Source organism: Streptomyces barringtoniae (assembly GCF_020819595.1).
Classification (GTDB): Bacteria; Actinomycetota; Actinomycetes; order Streptomycetales; family Streptomycetaceae; genus Streptomyces; species Streptomyces barringtoniae.
Genome location: NZ_JAJHNP010000005.1, coordinates 204,711 through 221,857, shown reverse-complemented (window position 1 = coordinate 221,857; position 17,147 = coordinate 204,711). Strand labels below are relative to the sequence as shown.

At 73.1% G+C, this 17,147-nt stretch carries 14 protein-coding genes; 6 read left to right on the top strand and 8 right to left on the bottom strand.

What is annotated here, in order from left to right; translation table 11 throughout:
- Positions 1–141: 141 nt before the first annotated feature.
- The 3 genes from LMU33_RS10430 to LMU33_RS10420 all read right to left on the bottom strand — a co-directional run bounded on the left by LMU33_RS10430 (position 142) and on the right by LMU33_RS10420 (position 6,274).
- On the bottom strand, positions 142–2,811 hold the full coding sequence (locus LMU33_RS10430) for a winged helix-turn-helix domain-containing protein (protein ID WP_228619406.1): 2,670 nt from the start codon (positions 2,809–2,811) through the stop codon (positions 142–144).
- A 187-nt stretch (positions 2,812–2,998) separates the two neighbouring features.
- Positions 2,999–4,213, bottom strand: a complete 1,215-nt coding sequence (locus LMU33_RS10425) for a hypothetical protein (protein WP_228619404.1) — start codon at positions 4,211–4,213, stop codon at positions 2,999–3,001.
- 1,182 nt (positions 4,214–5,395) lie between these two features.
- Positions 5,396–6,274 (bottom strand): YhjD/YihY/BrkB family envelope integrity protein, encoded by an 879-nt coding sequence (locus tag LMU33_RS10420; RefSeq protein ID WP_228619402.1) that lies wholly within the window; start codon positions 6,272–6,274, stop codon positions 5,396–5,398.
- Positions 6,275–6,561: 287 nt separating this feature from the next.
- Here LMU33_RS10420 and LMU33_RS10415 point away from each other — a divergent pair, with 287 nt between their 5' ends.
- From LMU33_RS10415 to LMU33_RS10405, 3 genes are read left to right on the top strand one after another with little or no spacing between them, the layout of a single operon-like run.
- Complete coding sequence (locus LMU33_RS10415) at positions 6,562–7,020, top strand: DUF6325 family protein (RefSeq protein WP_372477915.1); 459 nt, start codon at positions 6,562–6,564, stop codon at positions 7,018–7,020.
- A gap of 58 nt (positions 7,021–7,078) precedes the next feature.
- Positions 7,079–7,390: an SHOCT domain-containing protein gene (locus tag LMU33_RS10410; protein WP_228619401.1), complete on the top strand. Its 312-nt coding sequence runs from the start codon at positions 7,079–7,081 to the stop codon at positions 7,388–7,390.
- 32 nt (positions 7,391–7,422) lie between these two features.
- Positions 7,423–7,833 carry a DUF4186 domain-containing protein gene (locus LMU33_RS10405; protein ID WP_228619399.1) on the top strand — a complete coding sequence of 137 codons (411 nt, stop codon included), beginning with the start codon at positions 7,423–7,425 and terminating at the stop codon, positions 7,831–7,833.
- On the opposite strand, the gene LMU33_RS10400 is transcribed toward LMU33_RS10405, so the two are convergent.
- Positions 7,834–9,381 (bottom strand): M1 family metallopeptidase, encoded by a 1,548-nt coding sequence (locus LMU33_RS10400; RefSeq protein ID WP_228619397.1) that lies wholly within the window; start codon positions 9,379–9,381, stop codon positions 7,834–7,836. It abuts the gene before it with no gap.
- Positions 9,382–9,594: 213 nt separating this feature from the next.
- On the opposite strand from LMU33_RS10400, the gene LMU33_RS10395 reads away from it, so the two are divergent.
- Positions 9,595–11,814, top strand: coding sequence for an NADP-dependent isocitrate dehydrogenase (locus tag LMU33_RS10395; protein ID WP_228619396.1), 2,220 nt, complete (start codon positions 9,595–9,597; stop codon positions 11,812–11,814).
- 126 nt (positions 11,815–11,940) lie between these two features.
- On the opposite strand, the gene LMU33_RS10390 is transcribed toward LMU33_RS10395, so the two are convergent.
- Positions 11,941–12,282 (bottom strand): DUF5713 family protein, encoded by a 342-nt coding sequence (locus LMU33_RS10390; protein WP_228619394.1) that lies wholly within the window; start codon positions 12,280–12,282, stop codon positions 11,941–11,943.
- Positions 12,283–12,364: 82 nt separating this feature from the next.
- Here LMU33_RS10390 and LMU33_RS10385 point away from each other — a divergent pair, with 82 nt between their 5' ends.
- Positions 12,365–13,144 carry an N-formylglutamate amidohydrolase gene (locus tag LMU33_RS10385; RefSeq protein ID WP_228619393.1) on the top strand — a complete coding sequence of 260 codons (780 nt, stop codon included), beginning with the start codon at positions 12,365–12,367 and terminating at the stop codon, positions 13,142–13,144.
- Positions 13,145–13,321: 177 nt separating this feature from the next.
- The gene (locus LMU33_RS10380) at positions 13,322–14,545 is read left to right on the top strand and encodes a cytochrome P450 (RefSeq protein WP_228619392.1); all 1,224 of its coding nucleotides are present in this window, start codon (positions 13,322–13,324) and stop codon (positions 14,543–14,545) included.
- Positions 14,546–14,550: 5 nt separating this feature from the next.
- Here the strand turns inward: LMU33_RS10380 and LMU33_RS10375 are convergent, their stop codons facing one another.
- The 3 genes from LMU33_RS10375 to LMU33_RS10365 are packed head-to-tail and all read right to left on the bottom strand — an operon-like array spanning position 14,551 to position 17,086.
- Positions 14,551–15,030 (bottom strand): hypothetical protein, encoded by a 480-nt coding sequence (locus LMU33_RS10375; protein WP_228619390.1) that lies wholly within the window; start codon positions 15,028–15,030, stop codon positions 14,551–14,553.
- Complete coding sequence (locus LMU33_RS10370) at positions 15,027–15,626, bottom strand: RNA polymerase sigma factor (RefSeq protein ID WP_228619389.1); 600 nt, start codon at positions 15,624–15,626, stop codon at positions 15,027–15,029. The genes LMU33_RS10375 and LMU33_RS10370 overlap by 4 nt, the downstream gene beginning before the upstream one ends.
- A gap of 35 nt (positions 15,627–15,661) precedes the next feature.
- Positions 15,662–17,086: a S8 family peptidase gene (locus tag LMU33_RS10365; protein WP_228619388.1), complete on the bottom strand. Its 1,425-nt coding sequence runs from the start codon at positions 17,084–17,086 to the stop codon at positions 15,662–15,664.
- Positions 17,087–17,147 lie beyond the last annotated feature (61 nt).

The following is a 17,147-nucleotide window of genomic DNA, read 5'->3' as shown; positions in this document are numbered from 1 at the left end:
TCCACCACCTCGCCCGGGTGCTCCCGGCCGCTCGCGCGGTCCCGTGACGACCGCCCCGGCCTGCCCGGCCGCCACCCCTCATCGCAGCGGCGCTGCCGTGTCCGCGCCTCACCCGTCACGGGCGAACCGGCCGGGCGGGGGTCAGATCAGCCCTTGGTCACGGGCCCGGCGCACCGCCTCGGCGCGACCGTTCACCCCGAGTTTCCGGTAGGCGCTCTTGAGGTGGGTCTTCACTGTGTTGACCGAGACGTACAGGTCGGCGGCGATCTCCTCCGTGGACATCAGCTCGGCCAGCCTGCCCACGACCTCGCGTTCGCGTCCGCTCAGCTCCTCCACGACCAGGGACGAGCCGTCCCCGGCCGACCCCGGGCCGCCGGGCGGGGCGGGGCGGCACGGGGTGAGCCAGCCCGCGGCCAGATCCTGCAGAGGCGGTGAGTCCAGCAGGTGCCGGATGCGGGGTCCGGCTTCGAGGAAGGGGCGGCGCAGCCGCTCCCGCCGGGCCTGCAGCAAGGCACCGGCGAGCAGTTTGCGAGCGGCGGCGACGTCCGTCTCCTGGGCGGCCCCGGCACGCACCAGCGCGCACTGGACGGCCGCCCTCGGGCCGGTGTGGCGGTGCGTCCGCATGTGGTCGAGCAGGTCGAGCGCGGATTCCTGGTTCCCCGCGGCGAACCGCGCCCAGGCCAGCTCCGCCGCCCACGTGGGCTCACCGTCCGAGGAGACGTCGTCGAGCACCTTCAGGGCGCTTTCCGTGCGGCCCTCGGCCAGATGGGCGGCGGAGGCGACGAGCGCCGTCTGCACCTCTGCCCAGGGGGAGTCGACCAGGGCCGGCACGTCGAGGTCGGCCGCCGCCGCGGCGGCCCGTGGCTCCCCCCGCGACAGCAGCAGCCGGGACGTCGCGAGCGAGCGGCCGGCGGCCGTCACCGGATCGCGCGGGGCGCCCGAGGCCGCCGCCGCCTCGTCCAACAGGGCCTGGGCCGCCCGTAGTTCGTCGCGGTCGACGGCCACGGCCGCCAGCACCAGCTGCCCGAGGCCCGCGCCGGGGAAGCCGGGGTCGCGCAGGCCGAACCGCTCCGTCTCCCTGAGGGACGCCTGGGCCTTGCGTTCCGCCCGGCAGAGCCAGCCGTTCAGGTAGTCGATCAGCGCGAGCTGTCCGAGGGAGTCCTCGCGTGGCAGCGCCGTCGAGACGCCGCCGGGGCATCCGGCCACCGTGGACAGGGCGGCGCGCGCGTCGTCGAAGCGCCCGGCCCACAGCCGGGCCGACCCCACGTGGGTCAGCAGCAGGGCGCTGAACTCGGGGTGGCTGTCCAGCAACTCGGCCGGGACCTCGCCCCACAGTCGCTCCGCCGTCGCCACGGCCTGCTCGGCCATGCCGGGCGAGCCGGTCAGCCGGGCCGCCAGGGACTGCAGCAGCACAAGGCTCAGCCGGGTCGCGGCGTCCGGCCGGGCATCCAGGCGCTCCTCGGCCCGGCGCAACTGGACCAGGCCGCGTTCCACGTCGCCCCGGGACAGTTCGCGCGCGGCGCGCACCAGGTCCGCCGCCGCGCTCGTGGCCTCGGGGCCCATCCGGGAGAACAGCTCGGCGAGGTCGTTCGCGCGCAGGCCGGTGAAGAGCTGGCCGATCGCCAGGTCGTCGACGAGGGTCCGGGTGGTGAAGTTCCAGTCGCCGGCGGCCGCGCCGTGCGCCAGCGCCTCGGGCAGTGCCCCGGAGGCGTGCAGCCACTGCGCGGCACGGCGGTGCAGTTCGCTCTCCAGCCCCGGCGAACGGAAGCGCAGGTGTGCCCGGAGTATTTCGCCGAAGAGGGGGTGCAGGCGGTACCACGAGTGCCCGAGGTCCTCCACGAACGCGTTCTGGCTGTGCAGTGCGGCGAGGATCGGCTCGGTGCCGCCGCGGCCGGTCAGCTCCGCGACCAGCTCGGGGGAGAAGCGCTCCACGACGCTGACCCGCAGCAGGAGGTCCTGCACCCGGACCGGCTGCCGTTTGAGCACCTCCGTGAGCAGGAAGTCGGCGATCGTGCTCCGGCCCGCCTCGAAGTCCCGCAGATACGCCGATGGGTCCGGACTCTGCCGGGCGGCCAGGGCGCACAGGCGCAGCCCGGCGGCCCAGCCCCCGGTGCGCTCCACCAGCGCGCGGACGGCGGCCGTGGGAAGGCGCAGTCCGTGCAGCTGAAGGAGCGCGGCGGCCTCCTCGACGGTGAAGGCCAGCTCGGCGCCCCGGATCTCGGTCATGGCCCCGGCCGCCCGGTAGCGGTGCAGCGGCAGCAGCGGCTCGGTACGGGTGACGACGACCAGGCGCAGCCCCCGTCCGGCGTGGTGCAGGACGAACTCCAGCTGTTCCGCGATCCGTGCGGAGGTCACCCGGTCGAACTCGTCCAGCACGAGGACGACGGGCCGCTCCAGCCCGTTCAGTTCGTGCGCGAGACGGGACAGCAGCCCGTGGTCCACGCGGCTCGCGTCGCCGGGGCAGCCGATGTCGGAGGGCAGCGGTACTCCGGCGGCGCGCAGGGCCTCGAGCACGTACGCCCAGAACACCCCGCAGCCCTGGTCCCCCGCCTCGGTGGTGAACCAGGCGACCGGTTGCCGCTGCCGGGCGGCCCAGTCCGCGACCAGCAGGGTCTTGCCCGCGCCGGCCGAGCCGTTGACCATCGTCAGCGGTGTACCGAAGGACTGGTCGAGGTGTTCGTCGAGCCGCGGGCGGCGCAGGAACACGGCCGGCCTGGCCGGCAGGGCGAACCGGGTCCGGAGAAACGGTTCGCCCAGCGGATCGACGTGTGCGACGGCCGATCGCCTGGGGTTCTTCTGCCGCGTGGTCACAGGGTCACCGCCCTGTCGTCGGGCTTGCGGAGCGGGCTCCACCCGCTCAGGATCCCAGTTTTCCGGCCCCGGCGCAGGTCGGACACGGCCGGTCGGCCCGTCCACGGATCCCCGCGGCTCGCGTGTCCCCGCAGTCCGGGTTCTCGCGCCGGAGGCGCGCGTGGGTCGGCTCCGTGGAATGCCTCCGTCAGTGCTCGTCCCCGGCCGGCCGCGGTGCCCCGCGTGCCGCGTTCAGCTGGACGCGCCCGGCGGCCGCCAGCAGGGCGAGCAGCGCCAGGACGCCGAGCAGCACGAGGACCAGCAACAGGACGGTGAGCACCGTCGGATGGTTCCAGAGCGCGAAGACGAGCGCGATGATCAACAGGACGAGGAGCGTGACGGCCCGGCGGTAGGCCAGTGCCCACGCGCCGACGCGCCCGGCGCCGACGTGATGGGCGGCCGCCCAGCGCGCCGCGGAGTCCGCCGTGTGGTCGGAGTAGCCCCGGACGGCCACGGGCAGCCGTCCCGGCCCGACGAAGTAGGCACCCAGCGCGATGACCACACCGAGGACGACGGCCGTACGCAGGCTGACCCTCAGGAAGCGGAGCAGGGTGTCGAAGACGGCCCCGGCGGCGGCCCTGGACTGCACCTGGGGCGGCAGGTGGTCGAGGTAGTAGTTCCGCGCCACGACCAGTCCGATGGCCACGACCAGGCAGGCGAAGGCGGCGCCCAGCGCGGTGCGCGCCAGGGCCCGGCGCCGGTGGTGGGCCAGGAACACCCCCGCGGCGCCGAGGAGCACGACGATCACGGGGAACCAGTTCCCGACGGTGTCGAGGAGGCGGGCGCCCTTGCGGAACTTGGCGAGCTGGTCGGAGTGGAACAGCACCAGTTGCTTGTTCACCTGCGGGATCTTTTCGGCGGGTTTGAGGCCGGCGTCGACCAGTTCCTTCTTGACCCGGTCGACGGCCGTACCGACGTCCAGGGTGACCGTGCCGTCGCTGACTCCGAACGCGCCGCGTCCCTTGCCGGTCAGTGCGTGCACGACGGCGTTGTGGGCGGCGCGGTTGGCACCTCGCCACACCGTCGCGAACGCGTCGCTGTGGACGACACGGGTGGCGATCTTGGTCACGGCCGAGTCCACGGCGGAGTCGATCTGCGGTCCGAGCCGGCTGACCGCGTCGGCGGCGACCGGCGGCAGGCCCTGGGACTGCAGCCAGGAGGCGATGTCCCCCGCGACCCGCTTGCCGTCCACGTGGGCGCCGACGGCCTCGGTGATCCGGTGCACCGCCGCGTCCTGGACGGCGGGTTCGGTGGCCAGCGGCGCGACCGTGGCCACGTAGCGGTCGGTGTCGAGCGCGATGTCGTGCACCCAGGTGGCCAGCAGCGCGACGGGTACGAGGATGCAGGTCAGCACGATGAGCACGGCCGAGGCGGTGTTACGCGCGATCCGCCCCGCAGCGGACCCTCCCCCCGCGGAACGGCCCCCGGGCGGCCCCGCCCGCCCACCACCGGCCGGCACCCCCTGCCCACCACCGGGCGGCACTCCCTGCCCACCACCGGGCGGCACTCCCTGCCCACCACCGCTGGCCGGCCTTCCCTGCCCGGCGCCGGAGGGGCCCGGCTGCCCACCGCCGGGCGGCATTCCTTGCCCGCCCCCGGAGGAGCCTGTCTGCCCACCGCCGGCCGGCACTCCCTGCCCGCCCCCGGAGGGGCCAGCCTGCCCACCGTCGGGCGGCACTCCCTGCCCGCCCCCGGAGGGGCCAGCCTGCCCACCGCTGGGCCGCTCCCCCTGCCCACCGCCGGACAACGTGCCCCGATCACCGCCGGACGGCACACCGAACCCACCACCGGAGGGCCCCGCCGGACCACCACCGGGCCGCATTCCTTGCCCGCCCCCGGCAGAGCCTGCCCGCCCACCGCCGGAAAGCATCCCCTGCCCACCGCCGGGCGGCACACCAAACACACCACCGGGCGGCATCCCGTGCCCACCACCGCTGAGCGGCTTCCCCCGTCCACCACCGGAGGGGCCCGGATGACCACCCCCGGGGCGCATTCCTTGCCCGCCCCCGGCGGAGCCTGCCCGCCCACCGCCGGAAAGCATCCCCTGATCACCGCCGGACGACATGCCCCGATCACCGCCGGACGGCATTCCGGACCCACTGCCGGAGGAGTTCGCCTGAGCATCGTCGGACAGGTTGCCCTGACCACCGCCGGACGGGCCCGCCTGACCGCCGCCGGGCGGCTGCCCGTGCCGACCGCCGCCGGTGTTCGCCCGGTCGCCGCCGTTGGAGATCGGCTGCCCAGTGCCGCCCGTGCCCACGCGGTCCGGCGGGTCCGGGCGGGGGTCGGGGCGACGCGCCTCCCGGCTCGGCCGATCCGCCTCGCCGCCCTGTGGGTTCGCGCCCGGATCCAGCCGATGTGCGGCCCTGTCCTGCCCGTGTGCCTCAGTCGGCCGGTGCGGGTCCGGCTCCGGAGACTGCGGGGCGGGCGGCCTGGTCATGGAACCTCCGGCGTGGTGGTTGCCTGGACAGCACCATTGGTTCAGCCCCGCGGACGCTCCGCGCGCCGGGCGGTCCGGACGGGGGAACCCGGCCCCGGCGAGGGTTCACCGGCCGCCCGCTTCACGGTCGCGCAGTGGGGGCGGGCTGCCGAGGCGTGCCGCCAGAAAAGGCTCCTGCGCCAGTACGGCGCCCACGCTGACGGCCACGGCCGCGGCGACGCACACCACGATCAGCCACGACAGGACCACGAACACGGACCCCACGGAACCGTAACTGGCGAGGGCGCGGTCGAGGGCCCGGGGCATGTACAGGCGCGCGGTCACCGCCAGCGTGGTGAGCACGGTCGCCGTGACCACGGCACCCGGCAGCAGGGGCTTCCAGCCGACCAAGCCGCCGAGCAGCAGATGCTGGGTCCACCACCACAGGCCCACCTGGCTGATCCAGGTGAGGGGGATGCCCAGCCAGACACCGGCTCCGAAGCCGTCACGCAACGGGCCCTGGAGCACCAGGACACCGATCCACAGGCCCAGCCAGGCCAGCCACCGCCAGGGGGCGATCGGGGTCCCGGCGCGCGGGATCTCCCAGGCTCGCTTGCACAGGCGTTGCGTCGCCCGGCTGACGGCGGTGGCCGACAGCAGCACCATCAGTCCGCCCACCACGCCGGTGGTCTGCTTCAGGTCGTCGGACGTGGGCTGCAGTACCTGCTCCAGCTGGGCCTGCGCCGCGCCGGTCAGCCCGAAGACCCCTGTCACGGATGCGACCAGCTCACGGCGCACCGCCGCCGGAGCGTACGCCGCGACGACGAACAGCAGCGGGACCGCGGTCAGAAAGCACTGCGCCGCGATGCGCGTACCGGAATCGAAGATGTTCACGGACACCATGCGGTCCGCGACGTGCGTGACCACGGGGAACCGGCTCTCCGCCCGCTGGTGCACCGATTTCGCCCAGGCGACCAGCCGATGCGCACGTCCCTCCGTCGCCATCAGGGTCCCAGGGGGAAACTCTGCGGGTACGCCCGCTCCCCGCCCGCTGACGGCACCCCGACGGTCGGCATGACCTCGCTCCCTTCGCTGCGTCCAGGGTGGAGGGCCGGGCGCCCCGCGGCACTCCGGAGCCGTCCGGTGAGCCGCCGCCCCCGCTCGCGCCCACCACCGCCCAACGCCGCCCACCGCCGCCCACCGCCCAATATGCGGGTCCTCGCACCGCGTGGTGGACTGGAAGCGGGCCGGGCGAGCGGCCCCGATTCCCATGCGTCTCGCGAGGAGAAGTCATGGACGGCGTCGAAGAGATGGGGCCCGTCGACTACCTGGTCATCGAGTTCCCCGGCAACCGTATGACGGGAGAGGCCTTCCCGCTGCTGGTCGATCTCGTCGACCGCGGCATCGTCCGGATCATCGACCTGGCCTTCGTCCGCAAGGAGACCGACGGTTCGGTCGTCGGACTGGAGGTGCAGGACCTCGGCGAGGAAACCGATCTGACGGTCTTCGAGGGAGCGTCGGCGGGCGTGCTGGACCAGAGTGACCTGGACGAGGCGGCCAACGCGCTGGAGCCGGGCAACTCGGCCGCGGTGCTGGTGTACGAGAACCTGTGGGCCGCTCCCCTGGCCGCCGCGCTCAGGCGCAGCGGGGCCCAGCTCGTCGCGAGCGGCCGTATCCCGGTGCAGGCGCTGCTGGCGGCGCTGGACGCCACGGAGGAGACGGTGCCGCCCGGCGGCTCCACAGCGGCCTGAACGGCACCGCACCGGTGCCCCGCCGATCCCGTACCGATGCCATGGGAGATGACCGAACATGCCCGGACTGCTTCGCGGCGTCGCCCGCACAGCCGTGGTCGCCGGAACCGCCACCGCCGTGTCCAACCGTGTCTCGCGGCGGCAGGCCGGCCGGTGGGCGCAGCAGGACTACGAACAGCAGCAACAACAGTACGAGCAGCAGCAGTACGCACAGCCGCAGTACGCGCAACCGCAACAAGCGGCGCCGGCCGCGGCACCCGACGAGATGACCGAGAAGATCAACCAGCTCAAGCAGCTGGCCGACCTGAAGGCCCAGGGGGTCCTCACCGAGGAGGAGTTCCAGGCCCAGAAGCGCCTGCTGCTGGGCTGAGTCGCATCGGGACGACGTAGGCTCACTGCAGCATGACCACCTCGCCGGACCCCTCTGCCCTGGACGAGCGGCTGAACGCGCTCGCGCTCCAGCCGTTCCGGGCGCGGTTCCGCCTGCGCGGACGGGACCGGGCGACCGCCGAGCTCAAGGGGCCGGCGACGATCCGGTGGCACGCCTACGACCTGATCGCCAAGCGGCTGGCGCCGGCCGAGCCGTACAAGGACGGCAAGCAGACGCCGTACCGCGGCCATCCGGTCTTCGTCGCGCAGCACGCGACCGCCACCTGCTGCCGGGGCTGTCTGGAGCGCTGGCACGGCATCCCCAAGGGGCGGGAACTGACTCGTGCCGAGCACGTGTACGTGGTCGCCGTGATCTGCCGGTGGATCGAGCGGGAGATGACGGGCGGGGCAGGGAGCGGTCCCGGCCCCGCCCGCCGGGACTGATCAGAGCGTGGCCGAATTCTCGTGCCAGTGGCCGCCGCGCCTGCTGTGCGGGGCCATGAGGGACGAGCTGACCGGGGTCACGGTCCAGTCGGGGTGTCCCGGCATGCGCGGGGTCTTCGTGCCGTACAGCCAGTCCCGCAGGAAGCCGGACAGGTCCTGGCCGGAGACCTCCGAGGCGACGGCGATGTAGTCCTCCGTCGACGCCGAGGAGTTGCGGTACCGGTCCAGGAAGCCACGCTCGACGGCGTGGAAGACGTCCTCGCCGACGACCTGCCGCAGCGCGTACAGGACCAGGACACCGCCGGTGTAGCGCTGGCTGTCGAAGAGGTTGACGGCGTTCGGGGCGGCGACCGGGCCCGAGTCGTGGCGCCACTGGTCGCCGAGGCCGTAGGTGTACTTCATACGGTCCTCGAAGGTGCTGTAGCCGAGCGAGTCGGTCCAGCCGCGCTCGTAGCGGTACAGCAGCCCGTAGTAGTCGGCGTGGCCCTCGTTCAGCCACAGGTCGGCCCAGGTGGCGGGGCTGACCAGGTTGCCGAACCAGGAGTGGACCAGCTCGTGCATCATGTGCGAGCCGATCTTCTTCTCCTCCTGGAGCAGGAAGTTCGGCTTGTACAGGGTGAGGGTCTGGGTCTCCAGGCCGGTGAAGTCGAAGGCCTTCGGGTCGTCGGAGTTGCACGGCAGCAGTCCGTACGTCTCGAAGGGGAACGCCCCGAGCCGCTGCTCGATCCAGTCCACCAGTCCGGGGGTCAGCGCGAGCGCCGGTTCGAGGGCGGCGGCGCGGGCGGTCGGGACGACGTCGCGCAGCGGCAGCCCGTGCGGGCCCTGACGGTCCTTGACGACGTAGTCCCCGACCGTGACCTGCACCAGCTCGGTGGCCATCGGCTCCCGGGACTCGTAGGTGTACGCGGTCCGGCCGCCGTCGAGGCTCTCCGTGCCGGTGAGCAGACCGTTGGCCACCGCGCGGAGCCCGTCCGGGACCGTGAGGCGGAAGGTGAAGCGGGCCTTGTCCGACGGGTGGTCGTTGCACGGGAAGACGGTGTGCGCGGAGTTCGGCTGCGGGCAGATCGCGAAGCCGTCCGGGGTGGGCACCCAGGCCGTGTGGGCGAGCGTGCGGTGCGGATCGGCCGAGTAGCCGACACAGACGGTCGCCGCCGCGTCCTCCGGGAGCGGCCGGGCGGGAGTGATCCGCAGTTTCTCGTCCGCCTGCTCCCAGCCGGCCGCCCGGCCGCAGACGGACACGGAGCGTATGTCCAGGCCGAGCGCGTCGAGGGAGAACCTGGTCAGCGCGCCGGTGGCGCGGATCCGCAGGGTGGCGGTGGCATCCACCCGCTGGGTCGTGGGGTCGTAGGCGAGGTCGAGGTGGTACGACGACACGCGGTAGCCGTCGTTGCCGAGGGCCGGGAAAACCGGGTCGCCGAGGGTCTCCGGGCCCGGCTCCCCCGTCCGCCTCGCCGTGCCGGCCGCCCGCGCCGGGGAGCCGACGGTCAGTGCCGCGGCCGTGCCGATCAGGGCGGCCGCCGGGGCCGTCACTCTGCTGCGATATCTCATGGTCCGCCTCCGCTCGGGCGGCCGGGTGGTCGGTCCGGCCGCCGGTCGTTGACGATCACCGTGGTCGGTGGTGATCGCTTGTCATGACCGCTGAAGACGGCTGCCGGTTGCACCGGCGCGGCACCTTTTCCGGCCGGGACCCCTGTCGAGCGGATCCCGATCACGAGATATCTTGATGTCGAGCAATGTTGCAGACGTGGAGCGGAGCACCCGGTGACTGACTCGACCATCATCTACACCTACACAGACGAGGCCCCGGCCCTGGCGACGCATTCGTTCCTGCCGGTGATCCAGGCGTACGCCTCGCAGGCCGGTGTGCCCGTGACCACCCGGGACATCTCGCTGGCCGGACGCATCATCGCCCACTTCCCGGAGTACCTGAACGAGGACCAGCGCATCCCGGACGCGCTGGCCGAGCTGGGCGACCTGGCCAAGACGCCCGCCGCCAACATCGTCAAGCTGCCGAACATCTCGGCGTCCATCCCGCAGCTGCGCGCCGCCGTCGCCGAGCTGCAGGGCAAGGGCTACGCGCTGCCGGACTACCCGGACGACCCGAAGACCGACGAGGAGCGCGAGATCCGCGCCCGCTACGACAAGGTCAAGGGCTCCGCCGTCAACCCGGTCCTGCGTGAGGGCAACTCCGACCGCCGTGCCCCGGCCTCGGTGAAGAACTACGCCAAGACCCACCCGCACCGCATGGGCGCCTGGACCCCCGAGTCCAAGACCAACGTGGCGACCATGGGCGAGAACGACTTCCGCTCCACCGAGAAGTCCGTCGTCATCGCCGAGGACGGCGCGCTGAGGATCGAGCTGGTCGGCGAGGACGGCACCACCACCGTGCTGCGCGAGTCCGTGCCGGTGCTCAAGGACGAGGTCGTCGACGCCTCCGTCATGCACGTGGCCGAGCTGGAGCAGTTCCTCGCCGCGCAGGTCGCCCGGGCCAAGCAGGAGGGCGTCCTGTTCTCCGTCCACCTGAAGGCCACGATGATGAAGGTCTCCGACCCGATCATCTTCGGTCACGTGGTGCGCGCCTTCTTCCCGAAGACGTTCGCGAAGTACGGCGAGACCCTCAAGGCGGCCGGCCTCACCCCGAACGACGGCCTCGGCGGCATCCTCAAGGGCCTGGAGAACCTGCCCGAGGGCGCCGAGATCAAGGCCTCCTTCGACGCCGAGATCGCCGAGGGCCCGGCCCTGGCGATGGTCGACTCCGACAAGGGCATCACCAACCTGCACGTGCCCTCGGACGTCATCGTCGACGCCTCCATGCCGGCGATGATCCGCACCTCCGGCCACATGTGGGGCCCGGACGGCCAGGAGCACGACACCCTCGCCGTCATCCCGGACTCCTCCTACGCCGGTGTCTACCAGGCCGCCATCGATGACTGCCGGGCCAACGGCGCCTACGACCCGTCCACCATGGGCTCGGTCCCGAACGTCGGCCTGATGGCGCAGAAGGCCGAGGAGTACGGCTCCCACGACAAGACCTTCGAGGTCCCGGCCGCGGGCACCGTCCGCCTGGTCGACCAGGCCGGCACCGTGCTCATCGAGCAGCCGGTCGCGCAGGGCGACATCTTCCGCGCCTGCCAGACCAAGGACGCCCCGATCCGCGACTGGGTCAAGCTGGCCGTCACCCGCGCCCGCGCCACCGGCGACCCGGCGGTGTTCTGGCTGGACGAGAACCGCGCCCACGACGCGCAGCTCATCGCGAAGGTCAGGCAGTACCTGCCGGAGCACGACACCGAGGGCCTGGACATCAAGATCCTGTCCCCGGTCGAGGCCACCAAGCTGTCGGTGGAGCGCATCCGCCGCGGCGAGAACACCATCTCCGTGACGGGCAACGTCCTGCGCGACTACCTGACCGACCTCTTCCCCATCCTGGAGCTGGGCACCAGCGCCAAGATGCTGTCGGTCGTCCCGCTGATGGCGGGCGGCGGCCTGTTCGAGACGGGCGCCGGCGGCTCCGCGCCGAAGCACGTCCAGCAGCTGGTCAAGGAGAACTACCTGCGCTGGGACTCCCTCGGTGAGTTCTTCGCGCTGGTCCCCTCCTTCGAGCAGTACGCGGCGGCCACGGGCAACACCCGCGCCAAGGTCCTCGCCGACACCCTCGACCGCGCCACGGCGACCTTCCTCAACGAGGACAAGTCCCCGACCCGGCGCGTCGGCGGCATCGACAACCGCGGCAGCCACTTCTACCTGTCCCTGTACTGGGCGCAGGAGCTGGCCCGGCAGACCGACGACGCCGACCTGGCCAAGGCCTTCGCCCCGCTCGCCGAGACCCTCGCCGCGAACGAGCAGAAGATCGTGGACGAGCTGATCGCCGTCCAGGGCAAGCCGGCCGACATCGGCGGCTACTACCAGGTCGACAAGGCCAAGGCGGACGCGGTCATGCGCCCGTCGGCCACCTGGAACGAGGCGCTGGCGTCCCTGAGCTAGTGCCTGCGGCGCCAGTGCCTGCGGCGCCTGAACCGCTCACCTGAGTGACCTCCGCCCCGGCAGGTGTCCCCGCCGGGGCGGAGGCACGTCCGGGCACCGCCCCCGTGCGGGAGAGCGGACCGGCCGTCACCACTCGCGGGTGGCGATCAGCTCCTCCGCGTCCGCGTCCTCGAAGCCGTAGGCCCGCGCGACGAACCAGAAGTCCCCGCCTATCTCCTCGCGGGCCACCGTCTCGATCTCGCTCCCGGCCGCCTCGAACTCCGCCTCCAGTGCGTTGAACTCCTCGGTGGCGGCCTGCGTCAGCCGGTACAGCGCGGCCAGGTCGGCGGGCCGCTCGGCCTCGATCCGCGCACACAGGGCGAGCAGGATCGCCCGGCCCTTGTCCACGACGTGGTCCGGGAAGTACCCGTCCCGGTACAGCCCGTCCAGGAAGGCGTGCTGCGCCACCTGGGGATTGCTGATCGGCATGCTCGGCCCCGCCCCTCGCTCGGTGTCGTCGTGACACCTTGATCCTGCACCAGACCACTGACAACGCCCCCGGAGCCCGCCCGTGTCCTCCTTCGAACTCCTCCCCGGTGCCCCCGCCTCCCCCGTCCTGCTGCATGTGCCGCACTCGGCCCGGGCCATTCCGCACGACGTGCGCCGCGGGATCGTGCTGGACGACGCCGCTCTGGAGCGGGAGTTGGACCACATCACGGACGCACACACCGCCGAGCTCGCCGAGCGGGCCGCGGATCTGGCCACCGTCACGCCCTGGCGGTTCGTGAACCGGCTGTCCCGGCTGGTCGTGGACCCCGAGCGGTTCCCGGACGAGCGCGAGGAGATGACGGCCGTCGGCATGGGCGCCGTGTACACCCGGACCACGCACCGGAGCGAACTACGGCCCGCGGACACCGATCCGGAGCCGCTGCTGGCGCGGTACTTCCGGCCGTACGCGCAGGCCATGGGCGAGGCGGTCGCCGGACGGCTGGCGGCGACCGGGCGGGCCGTGGTGATCGACGTGCACTCCTACCCGACCGAGCCCCTCCCCTACGAGCTGCACGGCACCGGGCCGCGTCCGCCGGTGTGCCTGGGGACGGATTCCTTCCACACCCCGGAAGGGCTCACGGAAGCGGCCCGCAAGGCGTTCGCGGGCGTCGGGGAGACGAGGCTGGACAGCCCGTTCGCCGGAACGTACGTACCGCTGGAGTTCTACGGCACCGACGCCCGGGTCACCGCCCTGATGGTGGAGATCCGCCGGGACACCTATATGGCGGAGCCGGGCGGACCGGCCGGGCCGGGCCTCGACCGTCTGGCCACAGCATTGGCCGCTGTGGTCGACACAGCCTGAGCACCCCCAAGGGGCGCGGGGCCGTATCGATGTGCGGCTCCGCCGCGGGGGTGCGACCAGCCACAAGCGGCGCTGCACACGCCCGACGGCCCGGAGCGGCACCCCGGTAGGCGCAATGCCCTCCACCTGGACTACTCCGACAGGACAGCCGCCGCTGCCCGTACCAGGGTGGTGCTCATGACCGAGGAGACCACGCTCACCGGCCACGCCCCGCCGCCCGTACGGGACTGGCCCACCCCCGACCTGGACGGAACCGACTTCGACCCGGTCCTCGCCGGCCTGATGCGCGAGGGTCCGCTGACCCGGATCCGGCTGCCGTTCGGCGAGGGCTGGGCCTGGCTGGCGACCCGCCACGAGGACGTGAAGCTGATCACCAACGACCCGCGGTTCAGCCGTAGGGAGGTGACCCGCCGTCAGGTGACCCGGATGGCGCCGAACTTCGCACCCCGGCCCGGCTCGCTCGCCTGGGCCGACCAGCCCGACCACAACCGGCTGCGCAAGCCGGTCGCGGGCGCCTTCACGGTGAGCGCCATGAAGCGGCTGCGGCCCCGTGCGCAGGAGATCCTGGACGAGCTGGTGGACGGTGTCGTACGGGACGGACCGCCGGCCGACCTGGTCCAGCGGGTGCTGGAGCCGTTCCCGCTCACCGTGGTCAGCGAGGTGATGGGCGTGGCCGCCGCAGACCGGGCGCAGGTGCACGCCTGGACCCGGGAGATCATCTCCACCAACGGGGCCGAGGCGGCGGGACGGGCCAAGGAGGGCCTGTACGGGTGGATCACCACGACAGTCCGGGCCCGGGCAGAGAGCCGGGGCGAGGACGTCTACTCGATGCTGGGCGGGGCCGTGGCGCGCGGGGAGATCAGCGAGGAGGAGGCCGTCGGGCTGGCCGGACCGCTGCAGATCGGCGGCGAGGCCGTCACGCACAACTGCGGGCAGATGCTGTACCTGGTGCTGACCCGGCCGGAGCTGATGGAGCGGCTGCGGGCGCGTCCCGAGGCCCGCGGCCCCGTGCTCGACGAGCTGTTCCGGTGGATCCCGCACCGCAGCTCGGTCGGGCTCGCCCGGATCGCGCTGGAGGACGTGGAGATCGCCGGCCACCGGATCGCCGCGGGCGAGCCGGTCTACGTCTCCTACCTCGCCGCCAACCGCGACCCGGCCGTCTTCCCGGACCCGGACCGCATCGACCCCGACCGTGATCCGAACCCGCACGTGGCCTTCGGCAACGGTCCGCACTTCTGCACCGGCACCCTGCTCGCCCGGCTGCAGACCGAGCTGCTGGTGGACACCCTGCTGGACCGGCTGCCCGGGCTGCGGCTCGCGGTGCCTGCCGAGGAGGTGCGCTGGCGGCACCGGACGATGATCCGCGGGCCGCAGACGCTGCCCGTGACCTGGCTCCCCTGAGCGGGTCACGCCCGCAGCCACTCCGTGACGATCACCTCCGCGCCGGTCCGCAGCCTGAGGGCGAACGGGCCGGCCGGTGGTGTGTCACTGGTGAAGCGGCCGAGGGTGTCGGCCGTGACCGGGCGGGCGGTCTGCGGGCCGCCGAGCACCTCGATGCGCGCGGACTGCGGCGGCAGCACCTGGCCGATCAGCCCGTCCTCGGTCACCTCGACGTCGACGGTGACCTCGCCCGCGCTGAACGTCAGCATCCGCGGGGCGTCCGGCACGCCCCTGACCGGCAGCGCGTCCACGAGCGAGTCGAAGGTCAGCTCGGCTATTCTCGCATCCAGGTCGTGCAACGCGTAGGCGTCCAGGGCGAGTTGGAGCAGATCGTCCGGTACCGGGTCGAGGACCGCGGCCGCCTGGCGCAGTTCCTCCTCCAGCAGGGAGTCCGTCAACTCCTGGTCCGTCGCGCCCGGTTCCGGGAACCGATGGTCGTCGTTCACGCCGCACCCCGTGCGTCCATCCGGGCCCGCAGCCGGCGCAGACAGCGCTGGCGCAGCGGTCCGATGCTGCCGACCGCGATACCGAGCGCGGCCGAGATCTCACCGTAGCTGGGCGGCGGGGAGGCCACCAGCACGCGCAGCAGCTGCCGGCAGCGCTCCCCCATTCCGTCCAGCTCCTGCCACAGGCGGCGTAACCGCTCGGCCCGGTCCGCCGCCTCCTCCGAATCGATCAGCGACTCCTCCGGGGTCCGGTCGTCGCTGGCCCGGTCCAGCACCCGTGGATCGTCCGTCAGGGTCAGCCGGGTCAGGCTCCTGAGCACTTTCAGGCACTCGTGGCGGGCCGTACTGGCCAGCCAGGAACCCGCCTTGTCGGGCTCGCGGATCCGGCCCAGGTGCTGGGCGAAGCGGAACCACACGGTCTGGTAGACCTCGTGCCCGTCGGCGTCGGAGAGCCGGTGTGCGCGCACGACCGACCACACCAGCGGACTCATCCCTTCCACCAGCGCCTTCCAGGCCGCGGCGTCCCCGTCGACGGCGGACCGGACGAGCGCGCCGACCTCTGTTCGGTCCACGGCTCCACCCCTCGTGTACGGCATGTCATCGTACGCCGCGGAGTGGAGCGTTCCGCACCTCATGCGGGCACGGCCGGGGCCACGGCCGGGACCGGGCGCCAGGTGGCCGGCCGGAGCGCCGGGACGAGCGCCCCGCGCACCTCGGCGGTGTCCGTCGTGGCCGCGAGCAGCCGGGTCAGCGCGGTACGCGGGTCGCGCTCCCCGTGCGCCGTCATCCGGGCGGCGACGAGGCCCGCGGCGACCGGGGTGGCGAAGGAGGTGCCGCTCCACTGCGCGAGGCCGTCGAACATCACCTGGTCCGGCTTGGCCCCGGTGCCCTCCCGGTCCTCGCTCAACACGCCGGTGTGGCGCGGGAACTGGCAGGTGCACGGGTAGTCGAAGCCGAACCGGCAGGCGTCGTAGGTGGAGTGCTGGTAGACGTACGGCACGGGTGTGTCGAAGCCGGTGAGGGCGCTGGTGAGGCGCTCGCCGGGGGCGTGGACCCGCACCCAGGGGCCGTGGTTGCTGAAGCAGGCCTCGCCGTCGCCGTCCGCGCGCAGCGCGCCGACCGACAGCACGCTGTCGGCGTACTCGGGCAGCGCGGCGTAGGCGGCGGGCCAGAACGGCGTGTCACTGGCGTTGTTCCCGGCGGCGGCCACCAGCAGGGTGCGCTGGTCGCGCAGTTCGCGCATGAAGGCGTCCAGGCCGATCAGTCCGTCGCCGCTGCCGGTCGTGGTGCCGGCGGAGAGGCTGATGATGTCGGGCCAGCCGCCCTGGTCGACCGCCTCGATGAGCCGGGCGCCGAACTCGGACTCCAGGATCGCCCCGGCGTCGTTCAGGGTGCCGCGCACGGTGATGTCGGTGCTGGGCGCGACGGCCGCGAGGATTCCGGCGATGAACGTGCCGTGGCCGACGTACTGGCGCAGCACGCCGTCGGCGTCGGTCTCGGCCGTCTGGGCGTCGCCCGTGGTGTGGGCGAGCAGCGGGTAGGCGCGGTGGTCGTGGACCAGGCCGGTGTCGATCACGAGGACGCGGACGGCGCCGTCCGGGTCGTAACCCCCGTCGGCGGCGGCCGGGTTGGCCGACCGGGTGCGCGCGACGGGCACGGGCTCGTCGCCGGGGCAGGCGTTGACCGCGATGTGCACCACGTGGTTACGGCCCACCAGCCGGCGACCCCGGCGGTCCTCGGCCTCCCGCAGGGCGCGCAGCGCGTGCGGGACGGTGTCGTCACCGGAACCCGGGTCGCCGGTACGGATGCGGGTGACGCCGGTGCGGTTGCTCTCCGGGCCGTCCCGCCGCACGTGCGCGGGGTCCAGGCCCTCGGTAGCGGTGAAGTGGGCGCGCACGGCGTCCTCGACGACCCGCGCCTCCGCGCCGTCCCGGGCCAGGACGACGCCCTTCTCGTAGAGGAGGTGGGTGTCCTCCTCCGGCCCCATGGCCAGGGATACGTCCGGCATGGAGCGCTGGATGTGCTCGAACTGCTCGTGGAACCGCTGTGGAGCCATGACGTGTCCTCCCCCTGAAGACGGTGTTCGACAGTGAGAGCCGCGGGGCCACCGTCTGATA

Excerpts from the sequence above, each read along its gene's own strand:
- LMU33_RS10420 (WP_228619402.1), bottom strand. The coding sequence starts at position 6,274 with ATGGCGACGGAGGGACGTGCGCATCGGCTGGTCGCCTGGGCGAAATCG.
- LMU33_RS10415 (WP_372477915.1), top strand. The coding sequence starts at position 6,562 with ATGGACGGCGTCGAAGAGATGGGGCCCGTCGACTACCTGGTCATCGAG.
- LMU33_RS10410 (WP_228619401.1), top strand. The coding sequence starts at position 7,079 with ATGCCCGGACTGCTTCGCGGCGTCGCCCGCACAGCCGTGGTCGCCGGA.
- LMU33_RS10405 (WP_228619399.1), top strand. The coding sequence starts at position 7,423 with ATGACCACCTCGCCGGACCCCTCTGCCCTGGACGAGCGGCTGAACGCG.
- LMU33_RS10400 (WP_228619397.1), bottom strand. The coding sequence starts at position 9,381 with ATGAGATATCGCAGCAGAGTGACGGCCCCGGCGGCCGCCCTGATCGGC.
- LMU33_RS10390 (WP_228619394.1), bottom strand. The coding sequence starts at position 12,282 with ATGCCGATCAGCAATCCCCAGGTGGCGCAGCACGCCTTCCTGGACGGG.
- LMU33_RS10380 (WP_228619392.1), top strand. The coding sequence starts at position 13,322 with ATGACCGAGGAGACCACGCTCACCGGCCACGCCCCGCCGCCCGTACGG.
- LMU33_RS10370 (WP_228619389.1), bottom strand. The coding sequence starts at position 15,626 with ATGCCGTACACGAGGGGTGGAGCCGTGGACCGAACAGAGGTCGGCGCG.
- LMU33_RS10365 (WP_228619388.1), bottom strand. The coding sequence starts at position 17,086 with ATGGCTCCACAGCGGTTCCACGAGCAGTTCGAGCACATCCAGCGCTCC.